This window comes from Streptomyces sp. NPDC053542 (assembly GCF_044544685.1).
In the GTDB taxonomy this organism is placed as follows: Bacteria; Actinomycetota; Actinomycetes; order Streptomycetales; family Streptomycetaceae; genus Streptomyces.
Map to the genome: position 1 here is coordinate 135085 of NZ_JBITXL010000002.1, position 23168 is coordinate 158252.

Genomic DNA, 23168 nt, shown 5'->3' on the forward strand with positions numbered 1-23168 from the left:
GACGGTATGCGCTGCGTCATGACTTGCGGCCCTTCTGTACCAGTACGGCGGCGACGATGATGGCGCCCTTGGCGATCTGCTGGACGGCGGTCTCCAGGTTGTTCAGGGCGAAGAGGTTGGTGATCGTGGTGAAGACGAGGACGCCCAGGACGGAGCCGGTGATGGTGCCGCGGCCGCCGCTGAGGAGGGTGCCGCCGATGATGGCCGCGGCGATGGCGTCGAGTTCGTAGAGGTTGCCGTTGGTGTTCTGTCCGGAGCCGGTCAGCACGATCAGCAGGAAGGCCGCGATGCCGCAGCACAGTCCGGACAGCAGGTAGAGCAGCAGGCGCTGGCGGCGTACGTCGATGCCCGCCAGCCGGGCCGCCTCCGGGTTGCCGCCGACCGCGACGGTGCGCCGGCCGAAGGTCGTACGGTTCAGCAGCAGCCAGCCGACGACGGTGACGACGGCGAAGACCAGGACTATCGGCGGGATGCCGAGCAGGTACGCGTCCCGGCGGCCCAGTTCCAGTACCGGTTCGACGGAGACGACCTGCGTCCTGCCGTCGCTGATCTGGAGGGCGAGGCCGCGTGCCGAGGCGAGCATGGCGAGGGTGGCGATGAAGGGCACCATCCCGCCGAGCGACACCAGCAGTCCGTTGACCAGCCCGCAGCCCAGGCCCACGCAGAGGGCGCACAACAGGATGCCGCCGAGGCCGTAGCTCTGGGTGGCCACGGTCGTCGCCCATACGGTGGCGAGCGCGACCATCGCGCCGACCGACAGGTCGATGCCGCCGCCGATGATGACGAACGTGACGCCGACGGTCACCACGCCGATGACGGATGCCTGGGTGAGCACGAGCTGCAGGTTCTGCACGCTCAGGAACTGCTCGAGCTTGGTGAGCGCGCCGACCAGTACGAGTGCGGCGAGCACGCCGAGCAGCGAGAGGTTGCGCAGGTCGGGACGGTGCCGGGGGCGGGCGCGCCCGGTGTCCTTGGTGACCGGCGCGGCGGGGCCCGGCGGCGCGCTGCCCGCCTCGGCCGGGAGGGCGTGTCCTTCGGAGGTGTTCACGGGCGGTCTCCTCGCGGTGTCGGGGCCGGCGTCTCCTCGCGGGTGGTGCCTGCCGGGGCCGGTACGGGCCCCGGGCCTTCGCTCATGACCAGGTCGAGGACCCGGTGCTCGTCCAGTGCCGCCGCGTCCCCCTCGTGCACGACCCGGCCCTCGCGCAGGACGAGCACCCGGTCGGCCAGCCCGAGCACCTCGGGCACCTCGCTGGAGACCAGCAGGACGGCCATGCCGTCGTCCGCGAGCCGCCTGATCAGCGCGTACAGCTCGGCGCGCGCGCCGACGTCCACGCCGCGGGTGGGCTCGTCCAGGAGCAGTACGCGGCAGCCGCGGAGCAGCCAGCGGGCCAGTACGGCCTTCTGCTGGTTGCCGCCGGAGAGGGTGCGGACGGGGCGGTCCGGGTCGTCGGGGCGCAGCGAGAGGTCGCGGGTGGCGGCGAGGGCGCCGGTCCGTTCGGCATGCCGGTCCAGCCAGCCGGCCCGGGCGAAGCGCGGCAGCGAGGAGAGGGAAACGTTACGGCTGACGGACTCCAGGAGCAGCAGCGCCTGGGACTTGCGTTCCTCGGGGGCGAGGCCGAGTCCGGCGCGTACGGCGGCGGTGACGCTGCCGGGGCGCAGCGGTCGACCGTCGACCAGCACCCGTCCGGCGGTGGGCCGCCGTGCACCGTATACGGTCTCCAGTATTTCCGAGCGGCCCGAGCCGACGAGTCCGGCGAGGCCGAGGATCTCGCCGGGACGCAGTCGGAAGTCGACCGGCCCGAACTCGCCTTCGCGGGCGAGCCCTTCGACACTGAGGACGGGGGCGGGGCGGTCCGGGGCCGCGCGCGTCGGGTCCGGGTGGCTGCTGGCTGACGGGTGGCCGGTGGGCGCCGGGTGGTCGGTGGGCGCCGGGTGGTCGGTGGCTGCCGGGTGGTCGGTGGCCGCGCGCCGTTCGGGGAAGACGTACTCGACGTCGCGGCCGGTCATCAGGGCGACGATGTCGCGGGTCGGGGTGGCGTGCGCGTCCAGGCCGCGCGCGGCCGTCCGCCCGTCCTTCAGTACCGTCACACGGTCGCCGATCCGGCGGATCTCCTCCAGCCGGTGCGAGATGTAGACGACGGCGACGCCGGAGGCGGTGAGCGCGGCGACGATACGGAAGAGGTTGTCGACCTCGTCGGGGTCGAGCGCGGCGGACGGCTCGTCCATGACGATCAGCCGTACGTCGTGCGAGAGGGCTCGGGCCATGGACGCGATCTGCTGTCCGGCGGCGGAGAGCCGGCCGACGAGTGTGCCGGGATCGATCTCCGGGTGGCCGAGGCGGGCGAGCAGTTCGGCGGTCCGCTCGCGGGCCTCCCCGGTACGGATGAAGCCGCCGGTGGCGCGCTCGTGCCCGAGGAAGACGTTCTCCGCGACGGACATGTGCTCCACCAGGTCCAGCTCCTGGTAGATGGTGGCGATGCCCAGCCGCATGGCGGCGATCGGGGACTTGAGGGAGACGGTCTCGCCGCGCCAGCGGATGGTGCCGCCGTCGGGCTGATGGGCGCCGGCCAGCACCTTGATCAGGGTGGACTTGCCGGCGCCGTTCTGGCCGAGCAGGCAGTGCACCTCGCCCGCGACGACGTCCAGGTCGACGCCGTCCAGCGCGCGGACGCCGGGGAAGGACTTGGTGATGCCGGCCATGGTGAGCAGCGGTCCGGCGGGTTCGTGCGCCGCGGGCGGCGGTGGTGCGGGGCGGTGCGCTGGTGCCATGACGGGCCTCCTCGGCGGTACGCCGGTGAGCGGGCAGGGCGGAGCGGCGCGCATGCGGGCATGCGGCATCGCGGAAGGGCGCGTGGGGCGTTGGTGCTGCGGTGCGGCTCGTACGGGTACGGCTTCTGCGGCGCTGGAGCAGTGGTGCGGACGGCGCTGGAGCGGTGGTGCGGGTCGAGCGCCGGGCCGGGTGACGGTGCGTCACCCGGACCGGAAGTCCGGGATCGGCTCAGGCAGGCGAGAACAGGTGGTCGCTGATCAGCCGGGCCGCGCCGGTCACACCGGCCAGCTGCCCCAACTCACCAAGAACGATAGGGAGGTTGCCGGTCGCCAGCGGCAGCGACTGGTGGTAGACCTGCGTACGGATCGCGGCCAGCAGCGTGTGGCCGAGGCCGGTCACACCGCCGCCGATCACCACGAGACCCGGGTTGAAGAAGCTGACGAGCCCGGCGATGACCTGCCCGGTGCGGGTGCCGCCTTCCTTGATCAGCTCCAGTGCGGTGGCGTCACCAGCCGAGGCGGCCACGGACACGTCCGACGCGGCGAGCGCGCCCGCCGCCTCGAGACGGGCCGCGAGCGTGACCGAGCGGCCGTCGCGTGCCGCGTCCTCCGCGTCGCGGGCGAGCGCGGCGCCACCGAAGTACGCCTCCAGGCAGCCGGCGTTGCCGCAGGCGCAGCGGCGCCCGTTCGGCTCGACCTGGATGTGGCCGATGTCGCCGGCGCTGCCGGTCGTACCGCGGTAGACCTCACCGCCGACGACGATGCCGCAGCCGATGCCCGTGCCGATCTTGACGCAGAGGAAGTCCTGCGAGGTACGGGCCACGCCCGCGTGCTGCTCCCCCAGCGCCATGAGGTTCACGTCGTTGTCGACCATGACCGGGCAGCCCAGCTCCTGGCTCAGCGCTTCCCGTACGGGGAAGCCGTCCCAGCCCGGCATGATCGGCGGCGCGACCGGCACGCCCTCGGGGAAACGGACCGGGCCCGGTACACCGATGCCCGCCCCGTCGAAGCCCTCGGCGAGTCCGCTGTCCTTCAACTTGGCTGCCAGCGTGAGTACTTGCTCGAAGACGGCGACCGGTCCGGCCCGTACGTCCATCGGCTGGGTGAGGTGGCCGAGCACCTCCAGCTCGGCGTTGGTGACCGCCACGTCGACCGAGGTCGCGCCGATGTCGACGCCGAGGAAGCGCAGCGAGGGCGCGAGCCGGATGTTGTGGGAGCGGCGGCCGCCCCGGGAGGCGGCGAGCCCGTCGGCGACGACGAGGCCGGTATCCAGTAGGCGGTCGACCTCCACCGCGAGCTTGGAACGTGACAGGTCGACCTGGTCGCCCAGCTGTGCACGGGAGTTGGGCCCCTGGTCGCGCAGCAGGCGAAGGAGCCGTGCCTGGTGCGCGTTCGCGGGCCTCGCCGTCATGCGCCTCACGCCGCCCTCCAGCCGTACTCGGCACCGTCGAGTCTGGTCGCGCCCGGTGTATACGGACGACCGTTTTCAGTCGTCCCACCGGGCTTTCGAGGGGAACGTAGCAGCGCTTGTCCGAACGAGGAAGTACTACGGACAGAATCCGCCCCTACTTTCTCCTGACTCGGGACAAAGTCTTGCGCACGAGCGCTGCGGGACTGCGGGGCTGTGGGGCTGCGGGGCCGCGATGTCTACGATCACCGGAGAGGGAAGGGGGACCGGGTGGACCGGCACATACGTACTGTCGACGATGTACTGAGGCTCCTGGACGGCCTGTTCGCGCCGGAGGCCGACCGCTGGACGACGGGCGGGGCCTCCTGGTGGGACGACTTCTACGCGGACCGCACCCGAGAGGTGCCGTTCTTCGTGGCGAAACCGGACGAGAGCCTGGTCTCGTACCTCGAACGCGGGCTGATCACGCCGGGGCGCGCCCTGGACCTGGGCTGCGGACCGGGCCGCAACGCCCTGCACCTCGCCTCACTGGGCTTCGAAGTGGATGCCGTCGACCTCTCCCCGGCGGCCATCGCCTGGGCCGAGGACCGCGCCCGCGAGGCCGGGACGGGTGCCGGGTCCGGCGGCGGGGACGGGTCAGAATCCGGGGCCGGAGCCGGGGCCGGGGGCAAGGTCACCTTTCACTGCGGTGACGCCTTCACGCTCGTCGACGGCGCGCTCGCCGGCCCGTACGACCTGATCTACGACTCCGGCTGCTTCCATCACCTGCCGCCGCACCGCCGCATCAGCTACCTCGCGCTCCTCGACCGGGCGCTCGCCCCCGGCGGCCACTTCGGGCTGACCTGCTTCGCGGCCGGCGGGATGGGCTCGGAGGTTCCTGACGAGGACTTCTACCGGCAGTCCGGGGCCGGCCTGCACGGCGGCATCGCGTACACCGCGGAGTCGCTGCGCCGTATCTTCTCCGACCTCATGGAGGTGGAGCTGCGCCGTATGCGGGACGAGCCGCCGGAGTCCCCGCGCTTCGGTGAGCCGTTCCTCTGGACGGCACTGTTCCGCAGCGCCGGGGACGCCACCCGGCCGTAACGGCCATCGGCCGACGAACTCCCCTCCCTCGTACAGCTCTTCACTCGTACAGCTCTTCAGGAGCGCATGGCGCGCACCCGCTGGCGGTACGTTTGGCGGGTGTGCTCGGTGTGGGTGCGCATCATCTCCGCGGCGCGGGGACCATCACCTTCGGCGATCAGCTCGATCAGCTCGCGGTGTTCGATCCAGGACTGCTGGCCGCGCTGCCGGGCGACCGGCGTGTAGTACCAACGCACCCGCCGGCCGACCTGCTCGGCCAGCTCGGCCAGCACGGCGTTGCCGGCCATCTCCACGATCTTGGCGTGGAACTCAGCGTTCGTAGCGACGGCCAGGTCCACGGCGTCGGCGCGCACCGCCTGCTCACCCCGGTCGCACAGCTCCCGCAGCTCCTCGATGCCATCCGGAGAATCACAAGTGAGGGCGGCGAGCCTGGCCGCCTCCGCCTCCAGCAGGGTCCGCACGCTCAGCAGCTGGTCGGCCTCCGCCTCGGTCGGCTCGTGCACGAACGCGCCCTGCGCGGGGCGCAGGTCGACCCAGCCGTCGGTGTTCAGCCGCTGCAGCGCCTCGCGCACCGGCTGCCGGGAGACGCCGAGGTGACCCGCGAGTTCACTCTCGACCAGGTGCTGGCCGGGCTGCAGGGCGCGGGTGGTGATGAGTTCGAGCAGTGCTTCGTAAACACGCTCGCGCAACGGGCCGGGGCGTTCGAGCTTCGGCACGGCCCCTTGCGGCAGCCCAGTGGACAGCATCGCGGTCCCCCTCTACGACTCGGACGCCGGTACTCCGGGGCTCCGGGACTCCACGGAACTTCGCTGAATCGCGCGGAACTACGCGGGGCTTCGCAGAGCTTCGTGGGGCTCCACGACTCGGAGACGCCGGACGGCGATTGGTTATCGTCTACAGTCTACCGAGCGCAACTTACCGTACACAGCACGCGCCGGTGATCTGTATCACCTCAACGAGCGGATCGGGACTCGGTTTCCCTGCGTTGACACGGACTTCGCGGGTACGCGGTGAGCCCTGCACGTTCACGAGAGGAGGAGCCCGGATCATGTCGAAGATCGAGGAATCGGTCGAGGTGGCCGTCCCGGTACCGGTGGCCTACAACCAGTGGACACAGTTCGAGGAGTTCCCCCGGTTCATGGACGGGGTCGAGCGCATCGAGCAGCGCACACCCACACTGACCCACTGGGTCACCAAGATCGGAGGGGTGTCCCGCGAGTTCGACGCGGAGATCACCGAGCAGATTCCCGACGAGCGGGTCGCGTGGACCACCGTGGCGGGTGAGGCACGCCAGGCCGGCGTGGTGACCTTCCACCGCCTCGATGACCAGCACACCAAGGTGATGCTCCAGCTGGAGCACGACCCGGAGGGCATCGCCGACACGGTCGGCGACAAGCTCGGCTTCGTCCGCCGTCAGGCCACCGGCGACCTGGAGCGCTTCAAGAAGTTCATCGAGTCGCGCGGCACGGAGACCGGCGCCTGGCGCGGCGAGGTCTGACCAGGGGCGACGCAGCCGCTGAACGCTGAGCGCGGCGGCCCGACCGGAACACTCTCCGGCCGGGCCGCCGCCGCGTTTCAGGGGAACGCTTCTGGCGAACGCCGTTGGCGGACGTTTCCGGTGAACGCCTTTGGCGAACACAGACCGCAGATCGCAGACCGTATACACCACACCGCCGCACGCCTCTTGACCCTCTCTCAGCGAATACTGTAGACAATATTCTGTCGACTCCGCTGACTGAACGGAGCTCTCCGGTGAAAGTGGCAGTTGTCGGCGCCGGAGCGATCGGTGCCTATGTCGGGGCCGCGCTGCACCGCGGCGGCGCCGAGGTTCATCTCCTCGCCCGGGGACCGCACTTGGCGGCCATGCGGCGGAACGGCGTACAAGTAATGAGTCCGCGCGGGGACTTCACCGCCCGGGTCCCGGCCACCGACGATCCCGCGGAGATCGGCCCGGTGGACTACGTCTTCCTCGGCTTGAAGGCCAACTCCTACGCCGGCTGCGGCCCGTTGGTGCATCCGCTGCTGCACGAGCGGACCGCCGTGATCGCCGCACAGAACGGCATCCCGTGGTGGTACTTCCACCGGCTGCCCGGGCCGTACACCGGCCGCCGCATCGAGAGCGTCGACCCCGGCGGCGCGGTCAGCGCCGTACTGCCGCCCGAGCGTGCCATCGGCTGCGTCGTCTACGCGGCGACCGAGATACAGGAGCCGGGCGTCGTACGGCACTTGGAGGGGACACGGTTCTCCGTCGGAGAGCCGGACGGCAGTATGTCCGCGCGTTGTACGGACTTCGGCGAGGCCATGCGGGCCGGCGGGCTGAAGTGCCCCGTGGAGCCGGCGCTGCGCGAGGACATCTGGATCAAGCTGCTCGGCAACATCTCGTTCAACCCGATCAGCGCGCTGGCCCGGGCCACCATGGCCGAGATCTGCCGGCACACCGACACCCGCGAGCTGGTCGTCGCGATGATGCACGAAGCGCTGGACGTCGCGGCGGCCGTCGGCTGCCGGCCCGCGATCTCCGTCGAGCGGCGGCTCGCGGGCGCCGAGCGGGTCGGCGACCACAAGACGTCCACCCTCCAGGACCTGGAGCGCGGCCGCCCGCTCGAACTGGACGTCCTGCTGGCGGCCGTGGTCGAGCTGGCCGGTCTCACCAAGACGGAGGTGCCGACGCTGCGCGCCGTGCACGCCCTCGCCGATCTCCTGGCCCGCACCTCTGCCGGCACTTCCGCCCGCGCCTCGGCCGGCACCGCAGCCCCTCCCCCCGCCCGTACTTCCGCAGGGAGCGCACCGTGAAGAAGAAGGACCGGCGGCCGGAGGCGTACCGGCGACTCACCCATCCCCTCGTACGGGACGCCCACGGCTCGCTCGTACGGGCGAGCTGGGACGAGGCACTGGACCGCGCGGCGGAGGGGTTCGCGCGGACGCGCGCGGAGCATGGCCCGGACGCGTTCGGGATGTTCTCGTGCTCCCGCGCGACCAATGAAATGAACTACGTGGCACAGAAGTTCACGCGTGTGGTGATGGGCACCAACAACGTGGACTCCTGCAACCGTACGTGCCACGCGCCGAGCGTCGCCGGGCTGTCCGCCGCCTTCGGATCGGGCGGCGGCACCTCCTCGTACGAAGAGGTCGAGCACACCGATCTGATCGTGATGTGGGGTTCCAACGCCCGCTTCGCGCACCCGATCTTCTTCCAGCACGTGCTGAAAGGTATACACAACGGCGCAAGACTGTATGCGGTCGACCCTCGACGTACCTCCACCGCCGAGTGGGCGGAGCACTGGCTCGGCCTCGACGTCGGCACCGACATCCCCCTCGCGCATGCCATCGGCCGCGAGATCATCCACGCCGGGCTCGCCAATCACTCCTTCATCAGGCGGGCGACCAGCGGTTTCGAGGCGTACGCCGAAGAGGTCGAGCCGTGGACGCTCAGCGCGGCCGAGCAGGTCACGGGCGTACCGGCCGCCGCGATCCGCGGCCTCGCGCACGCCTACGCCACCGCCGAACGCGCCCAGCTGTGCTGGACGCTGGGCATCACCGAGCACCACAACGGCACCGACAACGTCCGTGCGCTGATCAATCTGGCGCTGCTGACCGGGCACGTCGGCCGGTACGGTTCGGGGCTGCAGCCGCTGCGCGGCCAGAACAACGTGCAGGGCGGCGGCGACATGGGCGCCATCCCCAACCGGCTGCCCGGCTTCCAGGACCTCCTCGACCCCGGCGTCCGCGAGAAGTTCGAGTCGGCCTGGTCGACGGTGATCCGGCCGGGGTACGGCCGGAACCTCACCGAGATGTTCGAGGCGATGGAGAGCCGCGAGCTGCGCGCCGTGTACTGCATCGGCGAGAATCCGGCCCAGTCGGAGGCGGACAGCGGCCGGGCGATCCGCCGCCTGAGCGCCCTGGACCACCTCGTCGTGCAGGACATCTTCCTCACGAAGACCGCCGAGCTGGCCGATGTCGTGCTGCCCGCGACCGCGGCGTGGTGCGAGACGGACGGTACGACGACCAACAGCGAGCGGCGGGTGCAGCGGGTGCGCAAGGCCGTCGAGCCGCCGGGCGAGGCGCGCGAGGACATCGAGATCATCTGTGCGCTGGCGGCCCGGCTCGGCCACGACTGGACGTTCGCGGACGCCGAGCAGGTCTGGGACGAGCTGCGGTCGGTGTCGCCGGAGCACTACGGCATGACGTACGACCGGCTCGCCGAGCACCAGGGCATCCAGTGGCCGTGCCCGTCCCTGGACCGCATCGAGCCGTCCTATCTGCACGGCAGGCTGTGGGAGGCGGACCCGGCGCGGCGCGGCCCGCGCGCGCCCTTCGGGATCGTCCGGCACGACCCGCCGGTGGACCTGACGGACGAGGAGTACCCGATCCGGCTGACGACCGGGCGGCGGCTGGACGCGTACAACACCGGGGTACAGAGCGGGAGTCTGGCCTCGCCGCTGCGGCGGGGCGAGATGGTCGAGCTGTGTCCGGAGGACGCGGCGCGGCTGGGCGTGGTGGCCGGCGAGGAGGTACGGGTCGCGTCGCGGCGCGGGGCCGTCGTGGCGCCCGTGTGGGTCGATCCGGGGCTGCGGCCGGGGCTGGCCTTCATGACGATGCACTTCCCCGACGAGGTGGACACCAACTCGCTGACGATCGAGGCGAACTGCCCGATCGCGGGGACGGCCGAGTTCAAGGCGTCCGCGATACGGATCGAGAAGCTGGCGGGCGGGGCGGCGGCCGGTGAACAGTCGACCGGCGACAAGCTGGCCGGTGGACAGTCGACCGGTTGGCAGTCGACCGGCGGCAAGCTGACCGGCGAGCAATCAACCGTTGAGCAGCCGACCGGCGAGAGGCCGACCGGCGAGAGGCCGACCGGCGACCGCATACAGTCGGCGACCGCCATGAGCGCACAGTCCACGACAGCCGCCGGGCGAGGTGAGTGACCATGGACCTGAAGTACTCCCCCACCGCGCGCCCCACGGACGAGGAACGCGCCGCCGTGGACGACCTGTTGGGGCCGCCGGAGAGCGGCTGGGACGGCGGGGACGGGCGGGACGGTGACACGCTGCGCTGGGCGCGCGGCGGCCGGGCCGCGCGCGACCGCCGCGACCTGCTCCTCCCCGGCCTGCACGCGCTCAACGACCGCATCGGCTGGCTGAGTCCGGGCGCGCTCGACTACCTGTGCCGGCGGCTGACCGTGCCGCCGGCGGAGGCGTACGGCGTGGCCACCTTCTACTCGCTCTTCTCGGTCACCCCGCGCCCGGCCACCGTGCTGCACGTCTGCACGGACCTGGCGTGCGCGGCGAAGGGGTCGGCCGAGGTGTGCGCGGGGCTGGAGCGGGAGCTGGGCCCGGCCGGTATGCCTGCGGAGGGCGCGGTGTGGCAGCCGAGCCCGTGCCTGGGACTGTGCGAACGCGCGCCCGCCGCGCTGGCCATACGGGCAGGCGCGCCCGGACCGAAGACGGCGGTGGTCGCCCCGGCCACGCCGGCCACCGCGGCAGCGGCAGCGCGCGCACCGCAGGACGCCGCACCGGAACCGTACGCCGAGGAGGCCGCCCCTCAGGCCGGCTCCCCCGGCCTTGTCCCGCAGGCCGGCTCCCCCGGTCTCGTCCTGCTGCGCCGGATCGGCACCGTCGACCCGGCCTCGCTGGACGACTACCGGGCGCACGGCGGGTATGCCGCGCTCCGCCGGGCCTTCGCGCTGGGTCCGGCCGGGGTGATCCGCGAGGTGACCGAGGCGGGCCTGGTCGGCCGGGGCGGCGCCGCCTTCCCGACCGGCCGCAAGTGGGACGCCACCGCCCGGCAGCCCGACCACCCGCACTACCTGATCTGCAACGCCGACGAGAGCGAGCCGGGCACCTTCAAGGACCGGGTGTTGATAGAGGGCGACCCGTACGCATTGGTCGAGGCGATGACGATCGCCGGGTACGCGACCGGGGCGCACCACGGTTACCTGTACCTGCGCGGCGAGTACCCGCGGGCGCTGGAGCGCATCCAGTATGCGATCGACCAGGCGCGTGCCAGAGGGCTGCTCGGCGACGATGTACTGGGCCAGGGGTACGCCTTCGACATCGAGATCCGGCGGGGCGCGGGCGCGTACATCTGCGGCGAGGAGACCGCGATCTTCAACTCGATCGAGGGGCAGCGCGGGGAGCCGCGCAGCAAGCCGCCGTTCCCGGTGGAGAAGGGCCTGTTCGGCAAGCCGACGGCGGTCAACAACGTCGAGACGCTGGTGAACGTGCTGCCCATCCTGGAGCGGGGCGCGGCGGCGTACGCGGCGACCGGTACGGAAGGGTCGACCGGCACCAAGCTGTTCTGCGTCTCGGGCGCGGTGGCCCGGCCGGGGATCTACGAGCTGCCGTTCGGGGTGACGCTGGGCGGGCTGCTGGAGACCGCGGGCGGCTGTACGGGGACGCCGCGCGCGGTACTGCTCGGCGGCGCGGCCGGCGGCTTCGTGCGCCCCGACGAGCTGGACATCCCGCTGACCTTCGAGGGGACGCGTGCCGCCGGGACGACGCTCGGCTCGGGTGTGGTCATGGTGCTGGACGAGACGGTCGACCTGCCGCGGATTCTGCTCCGGATCGCGGAGTTCTTCCGGGACGAGTCGTGCGGGCAGTGCGTGCCGTGCCGGGTGGGGACCGTGCGTCAGGAGGAGGCGCTGCTCCGTATCAAGGACCGTACGGGGGCCGCGGCCGCCGACGACATCGCGCTGCTGCGCGAGGTCGGTCAGGCCATGCGGGACGCCTCGATCTGCGGCCTGGGCCAGGCCGCGTGGAACGCCGTGGAATCCGCCATCGACCGTCTGGGGGTCTACCAGTGACCGCTGTCCCGCTGCAGCCGCCGCGCCGGCTGATCGAGTTCACCCTCGACGGCGAGGCCGTCCGGGTGCCCGAGGGCGCCACGATCCTGGACGCCTGCCGGGCCGCCGGCAAGGACGTGCCGACGCTCTGCCAGGGCGACACGCTCACCCCGAAGAACGCCTGCCGGGTGTGCGTGGTGGAAGTCGAGGGCGCACGGACGCTCGCCCCGGCGTGCTCCCGGCGCGCGGAGCCGGGCATGGCCGTCCGTACGGACACCGAGCGGGCCCGGCACAGCCGCAAGGTGGTCCTGGAGCTGCTGGCCTCCTCGGTTGATTTGTCGACAACGCCGCGCGCGGAGGAGTGGATCAAGGAGTACGAGGCGAAGCCGGAGCGCTTCGGCGCGGAAGCGGCCCGTATGAACGAGGAGCCCAAGGTCGACAACGACCTCTACGTCCGGGACTACGACAAGTGCATCCTCTGCTACAAGTGCGTGGACGCGTGCGGTGAGCAGTGGCAGAACACCTTCGCCATCGCGGTCGCCGGGCGCGGCTTCGACGCCCGTATCGCGGCCGAGCAGGACGCGGCGCTGCCGGACTCGGCGTGCGTGTACTGCGGCAACTGCATCGAGGTGTGCCCGACGGGCGCGCTCAGCTTCAAGTCGGAGTTCGACCTGCGTGCGGCGGGCACCTGGGACGAGGGGCGGCAGACGGAGACGACGACGGTGTGCGCGTACTGCGGGGTGGGCTGCAATCTCACCCTCCATGTGCAGGACAATGAGATCGTCAAGGTCACCTCGCCGCACGACAACCCGGTGACCCATGGCAACCTCTGCATCAAGGGCCGCTTCGGCTATCAACACGTACAGAACCGGGACTGATCAGTATGGGCAGGGTCACCGAGCGACGGCGCGTCATCCGGATCCGCGACGGAGCCGTGAGCACCCGCCCGGACACCCTGGTCGCCGAGGAGCCGCTGGAGATCCGGCTCGGCGGCAAGCCGCTCGCCATCACGATGCGCACGCCCGGCGACGACTTCGCGCTCGCGGCCGGCTTCCTGGTCAGCGAGGGCGTGCTCGGCAGCGCGGCGGAGCTGGCGAATATTGTCTACTGTGCGGGGGCGACAGACGACGGCAGCAATACGTACAACGTCGTCGACGTGCAGCTCGCGCCCGGTGTCGCCGTCCCGGACATCACCCTGGAGCGCAACGTCTACACGACGTCCTCGTGCGGGCTGTGCGGCAAGGCCAGCCTGGACGCGGTGCGGACCACGGCGCGCTTCGCGCTCAAGGACGACGACGCGCTGACCGTCGAGCCGGCCACGCTCTCCGTACTCCCCGACCGGCTGCGCGCGGCGCAGCGGGTGTTCGACCGTACCGGCGGACTGCATGCGGCCGGATTGTTCACGGTCGACGGTGAGCTGCTGGATCTGCGGGAAGACGTCGGTCGACACAATGCGGTCGACAAAATCATCGGGCGGGCGCTGCAGCAGGGCCGGCTGCCGCTGTCCGACACCGTCCTGATGGTCTCCGGGCGCGCCTCTTTCGAGCTCGCCCAGAAGGCCGTGATGGCGGGCATCCCCGTGCTGGCGGCGGTCTCGGCGCCGTCTTCGCTCGCCGTCGACCTGGCCGCCGAGGCCGGTCTGACACTGGTCGGCTTTCTGCGCGGCAGCTCGATGAACGTATACGCGGGTGAGCACCGCATCGTCCTCGACTCGCTGGACTGACGACCTTCAGGGAGCAGAGGGGACTGACCAAGGGCCTGACGGCCTATCAGGGGGCAGACGGGCCCGGTCGGCGGGGTGCGCCCCCTGCGCCGGCCGGGCCTCCCGGCCGCCCCCGCCCCCTCAAGTGCAGCGGTCGTCCAGCCCCGGTGCGGCGATCCGGGTGAGCAGGTCGATGAGCTGGTCGCGCTCGGCGGGGCTGAGCGCCGCGGTCAGCTCCGCGTTGGCCGCGTCGCCGAGCTTCTGCGTGCGGCGCAGCGTGCGGGTGCCGGCCGGCGAGATGGTGACGGCGTTCTTGCGGCGGTCGCGGGGGTCGGGTGCGCGGGTGACCAGTTCCTCGGCCACCAGATCGTTGACGATCATGACCATGTCCTTGGGGTCGATGCTCAGGCTGCGGCCCAGATCCGCCTGGGAGACCGGGCCCAGTTCGGCCACGGCCGACAGCACGGCGTGGTGCATCATCCGCATGCCCTCGCGGGCCAGCGCGTCGGCGACGAGCCGATGGCCGCGTGCCGCGGCACGGCCGAGGAGCCAGCTGGGGAGAGCGCGGATACGCGTGGGTACATAGGGGGTTTCGGCCATGCCCTCAGCCTATCGAGCGAACGCAAAAAAACATTGGGCCAGCCAATAAATTCCGCGCTACCGTAGAACTCCGTTGGGGCTCCCAACGTTTTTGGCGGCTTCTGGAGGTACGCATGCGGCGCGTTCGGTTCTACGAGTACGGCGGTCCCGAGGTACTGCGCATGGAGGAGGCCGAGGCGCCCGTGCCCGGGCCCGGTGAGCTGCTGGTGCGCACGGAAGCGATCGGGGTGACGCTGCCGTCCGTGCGCGCGGTGCGCGGCGACGGCAACGGCGGCGGTCCGCCGCTGCCCGGCGTGCTCGGCGGCGAGGTCGCGGGCGAAGTCGTTGGCACCGGCCCGGACGTGACGGTGTATACGGTCGGCGATCGGGTCACCGGGCTGCCCTTCACCGGTTCGTACGCCGAACTGGTCACCGTGCCGGTCGCGCTGGCGAGCCGGATACCGGACGGCGCGAGCGCCGTGGACGCGGTGGCGCTGGTGCGCGGCGGCCATGTGGCGCTGGCCGCGCTGCACACCGCGCAGCCCGTGGCGGGCGCTACCGTCCTGGTCACGGGCGCGGCGAGCGCGACCGGGCACCTCGCGGTGCAGCTCGCGAAGATCCATGGCGCCCGGCGGGTGGTCGCTGCCGTGAGCGGCGCCGCCGGCGCGGACAAGGCGGAGTTCCTGCGCGGGCTGGGCGCCGACGAGGTCGTGACGTACGAGGCGGAGTCCTGGGGCGAGCCGGCCGAGATCGTGCTGGACGGGGTCGGCGGCGAGCTGCTGCCGCGGGCGCTCGCGGCGTGCGCGCCCGGCGGGCGGCTGGTCTTCTTCAACTCCGGCGGCGGCACGGTACCGGCGTACGAGCTGCTGGCCGGCGCGAAGACGATCACCGGCATGACGATGCGTCACTTCAGCGCCCGGAATCCGGAGCTGTACGCGCGGCACGGCGCCGAGCTGTGGGCACTGGCGCGGGACGGCCGGCTGCGCCCGGCCGTGCACGCGGAGCTCCCGCTCGCGGAGGCGGCCCGCGCGCACGCGCTCATCGAGGCGCGCACCAACCTCGGCAAGGTCGTCCTGATTCCCTGAACGGCCGGACTCGGACGGCACCGGCGCCCCGGCACGGACACCCCCGGCCAATCCGGGTGACGCACACTCCTTGCCGGGGCGCCTGCGGGACAAGTACCTTCCTCGGCACGAACATGGGACGTGGGATGTCCATTAAGTGGGATGTCCAGATGATCCGTCCGGCGGGCTCCGGGGCAGCGTCCCGGGACCCGCCGCGCGGCCGACGCCGATGCCTCGCCGATGCCTCGAAGGGCAGGTCGGACCATGACGTCAGATCCGAGCGAACACCGCAGTCCCGGCCCGAGACTCGGGCGACGCCGCTGGTGGGCCACGCTGGCCGCGGCGGCGCTCGCCTTCCTCCCCCCGGCTCCCGCACACGCCCAACCCCCCACCGAGGCGGCCCCGGCCGGCCTCACCCAGCAGGTGCTCTTCAAGGCCGCCCAGGAAAAGGGCTACGCCTGCTTCCGTATCCCCGCGATCGTCACGACCCCGCGCGGCACGCTCCTCGCCTTCGCCGAGGGCCGGGTGAACGACTGCGGGGACGCCGGCGACATAGACCTCGTGCTGAAACGGTCCACCGATGGTGGCCGCACCTGGGGCCCGCTCCAGGTCGTCAACGAGGGCGGCGGCGACACGCACGGCAATCCGGCGCCGGTCGTCGACCGCCGGACCGGCCGCGTGGTCCTCGCCGAGACCTACAACAAGGGCCGCACCGACGGCCGCAACTGCGATATACCGTGCGACCGCACGCCGCACCTGCAGTACAGCGACGACGACGGCCGTACCTGGTCCAAGCCGCGGGACATGACGTCCGCGCTCCGGCCGCCGTCGTGGAACTCCTGGTACGCGACCGGACCTGTACACGGTATCCAGCTCACCCGCGGACGGTATGCCGGACGCCTGGTCTACGCCGTCAACGCCGAGAGCTACGGGGGCGGCCGCATAACGGCCAACCACGCCGCCCTGATGCACAGCGACGACGGCGGCACCACCTGGCGCACCGGCGCGGTCGACACCTGGCCGACCGCATCGGACGGAACGTTCCGTCAGAAGCCGTCCGAGATGACGCTCGTGGAGCGTGCGGACGGCGCGATCTACGTCAACGGGCGGGAGCAGGACGGCACGGACCTGGGGCACCGTACGGCGGCGGTCAGCCGGGACGGCGGCCGGTCCTTCGCCGAGCCGTTCCGGGCCCTTCCCGATCTGTACTCGCCCATGGTGCAGGGCTCGGTGCTGCGGCTGCGGTCGCGGGCCGCCGACGGCTACAGCAGGCTGCTGTTCGCCGCGCCCGCCGACCCCGACCGGCGGCGCACCATGACGATCCGCTCCTCCTACGACGAGGGCCGCACGTGGGAGGGTGCGGAACGGGGCGCGCGGATCACCACCGACTGGTCCGGCTACTCCGACATGGCGAACATCTCGCCCGGCGAGGTCGGGCTGCTCTACGAGGGCGGCGCGGTGGACGCGCGGGACGAGATCCGCTTCGCGCGGTTCACCGAGGACTGGCTCGGGCCGCGCCGCGGGCCGGACCCGACGACCCCGGACAGCGGGGCCGGCGCCCGGCCGGCCGCCGTGCTGGGCGGCGCCCGTACGGCCGACGGCCGCTTCGGGCGGGCCCTGACGCTGGACGGCAAGGACGACGCCGTACGGCTGCCGTTCCGCTCGTCGCTGCCGCTGGGCGACCGCGACTTCACATGCAGCCTCTGGTTCCGGTACGAGGCGAAGAGCGGCGAGCAGCCGTTGCTGTGGATGGGCGGCGTGGGCAGCAGGGCGCCGCAGGTGGCGCTGCGCGCCGATCCCGCGAAGGACCGCCTCACGGCGGACATCACGGCGCTCGCGGGCGCCGGACCCGCGAAGTCCGCGCAGACCGCCGTGGCCGGCGCGGCCAACGACGGGCGCTGGCACCACCTCGCGCTGCGCCGGTCGGGCGACCGTCTGTCGCTCACTGTGGACGGTATGCACACCGCCTCGGTGGCTGATGTGCCCGGCTCGGTCAGCCGGAACGACACGTTCGGGGTGCACCTCGGCCAGAAGCCGGACGCCCGGTCGTTCTTCACGGGAGCGCTGGACGAGGTACGCGTCTACGGGCGCGCCCTGAGCGACCGTGAGCTGGCCGCGGTACGGGAGCAGAACGCGCCGGCCGCGACGCCGGCCGTGCTCCGGCTGCCGCTGGACCGGGTGCGCGGGGACTGAGAGGAGGCGGGGACGGCCGGTCAACGGGTCTGGGTGCGGCGCGCCAGGTCCGGATAGTCGACGATCAGGCCGTCCCCGTCGCACTCCAGATCGCGCTGGAAGGTGCCCGAGGTGTACCGCACCCGGGCGCCTTCCGCCGTGCGGGCGAGGTGCTCGTACCGCTGCGGGGAGGGCTGTACGGCCAGCTCCGGCACCGACACCCACGCCATCACGTACTCGTGTTCCCCCGGCGAGCGGTGCAGGCCGTGGCGCAGCAGCGGCATGGTGTTGGTGAGCGGGCACAGTCCGAGGTCGCAGTCGAGCGCCGCCTCCAGGCCCGCCAGCGGCTCGCCGCCTGCGGTCCACCGGCCCTCGTCGTCGCGGCGCAGGTCCAGCTCGCGGCTGCCGGCCGCGCTCTCGGCGCGCACCCGCAGCCGCCGCGTCACGAAGTCCTCGCCGGTCTCCAGCTCGTAGGTGATCCAGTACGCCTCCGGTACGGTGCCCACCGCCCGGCCGTGCGCGGACAGCGTCCGCTCGCCGAGGTCGACCCACGCGGTCTCGATGCCCTTGCTCGCGGTGACGTCCCAGGTGAGGACGTGATGGCCCGTCATGCGGGAACCCTAGCGGCGCGCGCCCACCGGGTCGGCGGCCGACACGGCACCGGTTCCGCCGTCCGCCGGCTGCTCAGCGGCGCCTGCCGCCTCCGCGGCCTCGGCCCGGCGCGCGTACCGCTTGGCGAGCACCGCGCAGACCATCAGCTGCATCTGGTGGAAGAGCATCAGCGGCAGCACCGCGAGGCTGGCCTGCGCGCCGAACAGCACGCTGGCCATCGGCAGGCCGGCCGCCAGGCTCTTCTTCGAGCCTGCGAAGGTGATCGCGACGCGGTCGGCGCGCGGGAAGCCCAGCTTCCGTGCGCCGTACGTGGTCAGCGTCAGCATCACGGCCAGCAGTACGGCCTCGACGGCCACCAGCTCGACCAGCCGCCAGACGGAGACCCGGCCCCAGATGCCCTGGACCATGCCGGTGCTGAACGCGGTGTAGACGACGAGCAGGATCGAGCCGCGGTCGACGTAGCCGAGGACCTTCTTGTACCGGGTCAGGAAGCCCGAGATCCAGCGGCGCAGCAGCTGTCCGGCGACGAAGGGCACCAGCAGCTGGAAGACGATGGAGAGCAGCGAGTCGGCGGAGAAGCCGCCGCCGTCGCCGCCCAGCAGCAGGGCCGCCAGCAGCGGCGTGATGACGATGCCGACCAGGCTGGAGAAGGAGCCCGCGCAGATCGCCGCCGCGACGTTGCCGCGCGCGATGGAGGTGAAGGCGATCGAGGACTGGATCGTGGAGGGCACCAGGCACAGGAAGAGCAGCCCGGTGTAGAGCTGGGGCGTCAGCACGTACGGCACGAGGCCGCGCGCCGCCAGGCCCAGCAGGGGGAAGACGGCGAAGGTGAACGCCAGGACCGTGAGGTGCAGGCGCCAGTGGCGGAGCCCGTCCATCGCCTCCCGGGTGGAGAGCCGGGCGCCGTAGAGGAAGAAGAGCAGGGCGACGGCACCGGTCGAGGCGCCCTCGGCGCCGGTGGCGGCGGCGCCTCTGGCGGGCAGCAGCGCCGCCAGCACGACCGTGCCGATGAGCGCCAGGATGTATCCGTCCACGGGGAGCCAGGAGGGGATCTTCAGCTGAGGGCGGCGCATGGTCTCTCTATCGGTCGGCGGCTCGGTCTGGGGTATGCGGTCGTTCCGATGCGGAATCCCGTATGCGGTCTGCCATACGCGGTCTGCCGTATGCGGAGTTCCGTATGCGGTGTGCCGTATACCCCGGGGCATGGACGGTGCCCTCTCCAGGGTGCGCCTGATCGCGGCGATCGGGAAGCCCTCTTACCGTAGTCACTGTCATGTCAGAACGTGATGGGCGGGGGTAGGCTCGGGGCGTGTTCGATCCCGTACAGCTGCGGACCTTCCTGGCCGTGGCGCAGACGCTGAGCTTCACGCAGGCCGCGCAGCGCCTCGGTGTGCAGCAGTCGACCGTCAGCCAACATGTGCGGAAGCTGGAGGCGGCGGCCGGACGCCGGCTGTTCGCGCGGGACACCCACGGAGTGGAGCTGACCGAGGACGGCGAGGCCATGCTCGGCTTCGCGCGCACGATCCTGGAGGCCAACGAGCGGGCCACGGACTTCTTCGCGGGGACGCGGCTGCGCGGCCGGCTGCGGTTCGGGGCGTCCGAGGACTTCGTACTGACCCGGCTGCCGGAGGTGCTGGAGGGGTTCCGCCGGGACCACCCGGAGGTCGACCTGGAGCTGACGGTCGAGCTGTCGGGGACGCTGCACGAACGGCTGGCGGCCGGGCGGCTGGACCTCGTACTGGCCAAGCGGCGCCCGGAGGACGGGCGGGGGCGGCTGATCTGGCGGGACAAGCTGGTGTGGATCGGCAGCGAGCGGCTGCGGCTGGACCCGCAGCGGCCGGTGCCGCTGGTGCTCTTCCCGCAGCCGGCGCTGACCCGGGCCCGCGCGCTGCAGGCGCTGGAGGCGCAGGGCCGCGAGTGGCGCATCGCCTGTACGAGCGGCAGCCTCAACGGGCTGATCGCGGCGACCCGCGCGGGACTCGGCGTGATGGCGCACTCGCTCGGCATGATCCCGCCGGGGCTGGTCCGGGTGGGCGCCCGGGCGGGCCTGCCGGACCTCGGCGGCGTCGACTTCGTGCTGGTGCACGGCCGCCCGGACGCCCCGGCGAGCCGCCCGGCCGAGGCGCTGGCGGCCGCGATCCTGGCGGGCGGCGACCGGCTGCATCTGCCGTAGGGATACCGGGTCCCCGTCTCAGAACCCGCCGTCGTCGAACTGATCCAGCAACACATCGGCCGGCGTCTCGATGGCGGCCGCGCTCGCCCCCGAGAGCTGCTGTTCGGTCCAGATGACCTTCCCGCCGGGGGTGTACCGGGTCCCCCACCGCTGCGAGAGGTGCGCGACGAGGAACAGCCCGCGGCCGCCCTCGTCCGTGCTCGTCGCCCGGCGCAGGTGCGGAGCCGTGCTGCTGCTGTCCGCGACCTCGCAGATCAGGCAGCGGTCGCGGAGCAGCCGCAGCCGGACCGGCGGCGCGCCGTACCGGATCGCGTTCGTGATCAGCTCGCTGAGGATCAGCTCCGTGCTGAACCCGAGCTCCGACAGGCCCCACTCCGCCAGCTGCGCCCCGCACTCGGCGCGCAGCCGGCCCACCTCCGCCGGGTCCGGGGCCACTTCCCAGTCCGCCACCTTGCTCGGCGCGAGCAGCCGGGTGCGGGCGACCACCAGGGCGATGTCATCGGACGGGCGTTCGGGCACCATCGCGTCGACGGCGGCCTGGCACATCTCCTCCGGGCTGCGGCCCGCGGCGCCCTCCAGCGCCCCGGCCAGCATGTCCAGGCCGTCGTCGATGTCGCGTCCGCGGTCCTCGACCAGGCCGTCCGTGAACAGCACCAGGGACGAGCCCTCGGTCAGCCGCAGTTCGGTGGTCTCGAAGGGATGACCGCCCAGCCCCAGCGGCGGGGAGGGCGCCACGTCCGGGTAGGTGACCGTGCCGTCCGGGCCCATCAGGGCGGGGCCGGGGTGGCCGGCCGTGGCCACCGTGCATACCCCGCTCACCGAGTCGTAGATCGCATACAGGCAGGTCGCGCCCGTCACGCCCTCCCAGCCGCGGGCGCCCTCGCTGTCCTCCTCGCTGTCGATACGGGTGACCAGCTCGTCCAGATGGCCGAGCAGTTCGTCCACCGGCAGGTCCAGCGAGGAGAAGTTGTGCACCGCGGTCCGCAGCCGCCCCATCGTCGCCGCGGCGTGCAGCCCGTGCCCCACCACGTCGCCCACCACCAGCGCCACCCGCGCGCCCGGCAGCGGGATGACGTCGAACCAGTCGCCGCCCACCCCCGCCTGGGCCGGCAGGTACCGCCAGGCCACGTCCAGCGCGTCCTGCTCCGGGAGGCCGCGGGGCAGCAGGCTGCGCTGGAGGGTGACGGCCATCGCGTGCTCGCGCGCGTAGCGCCGGGCGTTGTCGATGCAGACCGCGGCCCGTGCGCTGACCTCTTCGGCGAAGGAGAGGTCCTCCTCCTGGAACGGCGGGGAATCCTGGGACCGCCAGAAGTTGACCATGCCGAGCACCACGCCGCGGGCCCGCAGCGGCACCGTCACCAGGGAGTGCACGCCGGCCTCCAGCAGCGCTTCGCCCCGCATCCGGTCCTGGTCGGACCACTCGTCCGTGCGCGTCAGGTCCGCCACGAGCGCCGCCCGGCCTTCGTTCAGAGCGCGTACCTGTGGGGTGGTCGAGACAAAGTGGATCAGCTCGCCGAGGGGGTACAGGCCGGGCTCGCCCGGTCCGCCCTTGGCCGCCGTCCGCCGCATCCGCCACCCGGCGTGCACCGACGGCTCGTCCCCCTCGGTCACCGCGTCCAGCAGGTCGACGGTGACGATGTCGGCGAACCGCGGTACGGCCACCTCCGTCAGCTCCTCCGACGTGCGGACCACGTCCAGGGTCGTGCCGATCCGCACCCCCGACTCGTACAGCAGCTTCAGCCGCTCCGCGGCGACCTCGGCGCGGCCGGTCAGGGCGGCGAGCTCGGTGGTGTCGCGGAGCGTGGTGACGCTGCCGCGCGGTCCGCCCGCGCGCGCGGTCGACCGTACATTGATGGCGAGCAGGCGCTGGCCCACGTGGTGCACCTCGTCGGTGGCGGAGCTCCCGGAGCGCATCAGCTCCACCAGCCGGTCCGGCAGTCCGACCTCGTCGACGGCGCGCCCGTCGAGGCCGTCGGGCAGCTCCAGCAGGCGCCGCGCCTCGTCGTTGACCAGCAGCAGCCGCCCGTCGCCGCCGAGGATCACCACGCCTTCCCGCACGGCGTGCAGGACCGCGTCGTGGTGCTCGTACATCCGGGTCATCTCGGCCTGGCCCAGGCCGTGCGTCTGGCGGCGGAGCCGCCGGGTCACCAGGGCCGTACCGCCGGCGGCCAGTGCCAGGCCCAGCCCGGCGGCGCCGAGCAGCACCGGCGTCTGGCGGTCCACCGTGTTCCCCGCGCGCTTCAACGTGATGCCGGCCGAGACCATGCCGACGAGGGAGCCGTCGGTGCGGATGACCGGGGCGGTGGCGTCCACGGCGTCCCCGAGGGGGCCGTTGTCGATGACCTCCGTGTACGGCTTTCCCTTGCGGGCGGCCTCCAGGGCCGCGCCGAAGGCACCGACCACGTGTTTGCCGATCAGCCGCCGGTCGGGGTGGGTCACCCGGATGCCGTCCAGATCGAAGACCACGATGTAGTCCACGTCGGCCCGTTTGCGCACCGCTTCGGCGCGCGGCTGCAGCTCCGCGGTGGGGTGCGGGCCGTCCATGGCCCTGGCCACGGTGGAGGAGGCCGCGAAGGTCTCGGCCACGGACACCGCGCGCTGCTCCGCCGCGTCGTTGCTGTCCCGTTTGGCCTGGAGGGCCAGGGCCGAGACCGCGGCCGCCACCAGCAGCACCACGATGACCACTTGGAGGACGAAGACCTGGCCGGCGAGGCTGCGCGGATTCAGCAGGGAGCGCGCCCCTGCCCGCAAAGGGTGACGAATCCGACGATGTCCCGCCATAACCAATTTCTAACACTGCTGCCTCCCTCCTGCCGCAGGGTCGC

General features: G+C 72.3%; 18 protein-coding genes. 10 read left to right on the top strand and 8 right to left on the bottom strand.

The features are described 5' to 3' along the window. Positions 1-16: 16 nt before the first annotated feature. From ACIGXO_RS04870 to ACIGXO_RS04880, 3 genes are all read right to left on the bottom strand, one after another. Positions 17-1048, bottom strand: a complete 1032-nt coding sequence (locus ACIGXO_RS04870) for an ABC transporter permease (RefSeq protein ID WP_399780314.1) — start codon at positions 1046-1048, stop codon at positions 17-19. Further along, positions 1045-2769: a sugar ABC transporter ATP-binding protein gene (locus ACIGXO_RS04875; RefSeq protein WP_399780317.1), complete on the bottom strand. Its 1725-nt coding sequence runs from the start codon at positions 2767-2769 to the stop codon at positions 1045-1047. Before ACIGXO_RS04875 ends, ACIGXO_RS04870 begins: the two co-directional genes overlap by 4 nt. Before the next feature lie 229 nt (positions 2770-2998). Beyond that, complete coding sequence (locus ACIGXO_RS04880; RefSeq protein WP_399780320.1) at positions 2999-4180, bottom strand: ROK family protein; 1182 nt, start codon at positions 4178-4180, stop codon at positions 2999-3001. 267 nt (positions 4181-4447) lie between these two features. Between ACIGXO_RS04880 and ACIGXO_RS04885 the strand changes: the two genes are divergently transcribed. Further along, the gene (locus ACIGXO_RS04885) at positions 4448-5260 is read left to right on the top strand and encodes a class I SAM-dependent methyltransferase (RefSeq protein ID WP_399780323.1); all 813 of its coding nucleotides are present in this window, start codon (positions 4448-4450) and stop codon (positions 5258-5260) included. 56 nt (positions 5261-5316) lie between these two features. On the opposite strand, the gene ACIGXO_RS04890 is transcribed toward ACIGXO_RS04885, so the two are convergent. Continuing rightward, positions 5317-6006 (bottom strand): GntR family transcriptional regulator, encoded by a 690-nt coding sequence (locus ACIGXO_RS04890; RefSeq protein WP_399780326.1) that lies wholly within the window; start codon positions 6004-6006, stop codon positions 5317-5319. 302 nt (positions 6007-6308) lie between these two features. On the opposite strand from ACIGXO_RS04890, the gene ACIGXO_RS04895 reads away from it, so the two are divergent. The 6 genes from ACIGXO_RS04895 to fdhD all read left to right on the top strand — a co-directional run bounded on the left by ACIGXO_RS04895 (position 6309) and on the right by fdhD (position 13764). Continuing rightward, a complete protein-coding gene (locus ACIGXO_RS04895; protein WP_399780328.1) occupies positions 6309-6758 on the top strand; it encodes an SRPBCC family protein in 450 nt (149 codons plus the stop codon). Positions 6759-7012: 254 nt separating this feature from the next. Then, a complete protein-coding gene (locus ACIGXO_RS04900) occupies positions 7013-8053 on the top strand; it encodes a 2-dehydropantoate 2-reductase (RefSeq protein ID WP_399780331.1) in 1041 nt (346 codons plus the stop codon). Continuing rightward, entirely contained in the window at positions 8050-10185 is a 2136-nt protein-coding gene (locus ACIGXO_RS04905; protein WP_399780334.1) for a molybdopterin oxidoreductase family protein, read from the top strand. The genes ACIGXO_RS04900 and ACIGXO_RS04905 overlap by 4 nt, the downstream gene beginning before the upstream one ends. A 2-nt stretch (positions 10186-10187) precedes the next feature. Next, the gene (locus ACIGXO_RS04910) at positions 10188-12062 is read left to right on the top strand and encodes an NAD(P)H-dependent oxidoreductase subunit E (protein WP_399780337.1); all 1875 of its coding nucleotides are present in this window, start codon (positions 10188-10190) and stop codon (positions 12060-12062) included. Next, the gene (locus ACIGXO_RS04915; RefSeq protein ID WP_399780340.1) at positions 12059-12919 is read left to right on the top strand and encodes a 2Fe-2S iron-sulfur cluster-binding protein; all 861 of its coding nucleotides are present in this window, start codon (positions 12059-12061) and stop codon (positions 12917-12919) included. The genes ACIGXO_RS04910 and ACIGXO_RS04915 overlap by 4 nt, the downstream gene beginning before the upstream one ends. A gap of 5 nt (positions 12920-12924) precedes the next feature. Beyond that, positions 12925-13764: a formate dehydrogenase accessory sulfurtransferase FdhD gene (gene fdhD / locus ACIGXO_RS04920; RefSeq protein WP_399780343.1), complete on the top strand. Its 840-nt coding sequence runs from the start codon at positions 12925-12927 to the stop codon at positions 13762-13764. 120 nt (positions 13765-13884) lie between these two features. Here fdhD and ACIGXO_RS04925 read toward each other — a convergent pair whose 3' ends face one another. Continuing rightward, the gene (locus ACIGXO_RS04925) at positions 13885-14343 is read right to left on the bottom strand and encodes a MarR family winged helix-turn-helix transcriptional regulator (RefSeq protein WP_030265695.1); all 459 of its coding nucleotides are present in this window, start codon (positions 14341-14343) and stop codon (positions 13885-13887) included. Positions 14344-14456: 113 nt separating this feature from the next. On the opposite strand from ACIGXO_RS04925, the gene ACIGXO_RS04930 reads away from it, so the two are divergent. Further along, a complete protein-coding gene (locus ACIGXO_RS04930; RefSeq protein WP_399780347.1) occupies positions 14457-15407 on the top strand; it encodes a zinc-binding alcohol dehydrogenase family protein in 951 nt (316 codons plus the stop codon). 243 nt (positions 15408-15650) lie between these two features. Then, the gene (locus tag ACIGXO_RS04935) at positions 15651-17579 is read left to right on the top strand and encodes an exo-alpha-sialidase (protein WP_399780350.1); all 1929 of its coding nucleotides are present in this window, start codon (positions 15651-15653) and stop codon (positions 17577-17579) included. Positions 17580-17599: 20 nt separating this feature from the next. On the opposite strand, the gene ACIGXO_RS04940 is transcribed toward ACIGXO_RS04935, so the two are convergent. Together ACIGXO_RS04940 and ACIGXO_RS04945 are read right to left on the bottom strand one after the other, a co-directional pair. Beyond that, positions 17600-18169 carry a putative glycolipid-binding domain-containing protein gene (locus ACIGXO_RS04940; RefSeq protein ID WP_399780353.1) on the bottom strand — a complete coding sequence of 190 codons (570 nt, stop codon included), beginning with the start codon at positions 18167-18169 and terminating at the stop codon, positions 17600-17602. Positions 18170-18178: 9 nt separating this feature from the next. Beyond that, on the bottom strand, positions 18179-19243 hold the full coding sequence (locus ACIGXO_RS04945) for a bile acid:sodium symporter family protein (protein ID WP_399780356.1): 1065 nt from the start codon (positions 19241-19243) through the stop codon (positions 18179-18181). 236 nt (positions 19244-19479) lie between these two features. On the opposite strand from ACIGXO_RS04945, the gene ACIGXO_RS04950 reads away from it, so the two are divergent. Next, positions 19480-20343, top strand: a complete 864-nt coding sequence (locus tag ACIGXO_RS04950) for a LysR substrate-binding domain-containing protein (RefSeq protein ID WP_399780359.1) — start codon at positions 19480-19482, stop codon at positions 20341-20343. Between the two features lie 18 nt (positions 20344-20361). Here the strand turns inward: ACIGXO_RS04950 and ACIGXO_RS04955 are convergent, their stop codons facing one another. Beyond that, positions 20362-23124 (bottom strand): SpoIIE family protein phosphatase, encoded by a 2763-nt coding sequence (locus tag ACIGXO_RS04955; RefSeq protein ID WP_399780362.1) that lies wholly within the window; start codon positions 23122-23124, stop codon positions 20362-20364. Between the last annotated feature and the right edge of the window lie 44 nt (positions 23125-23168).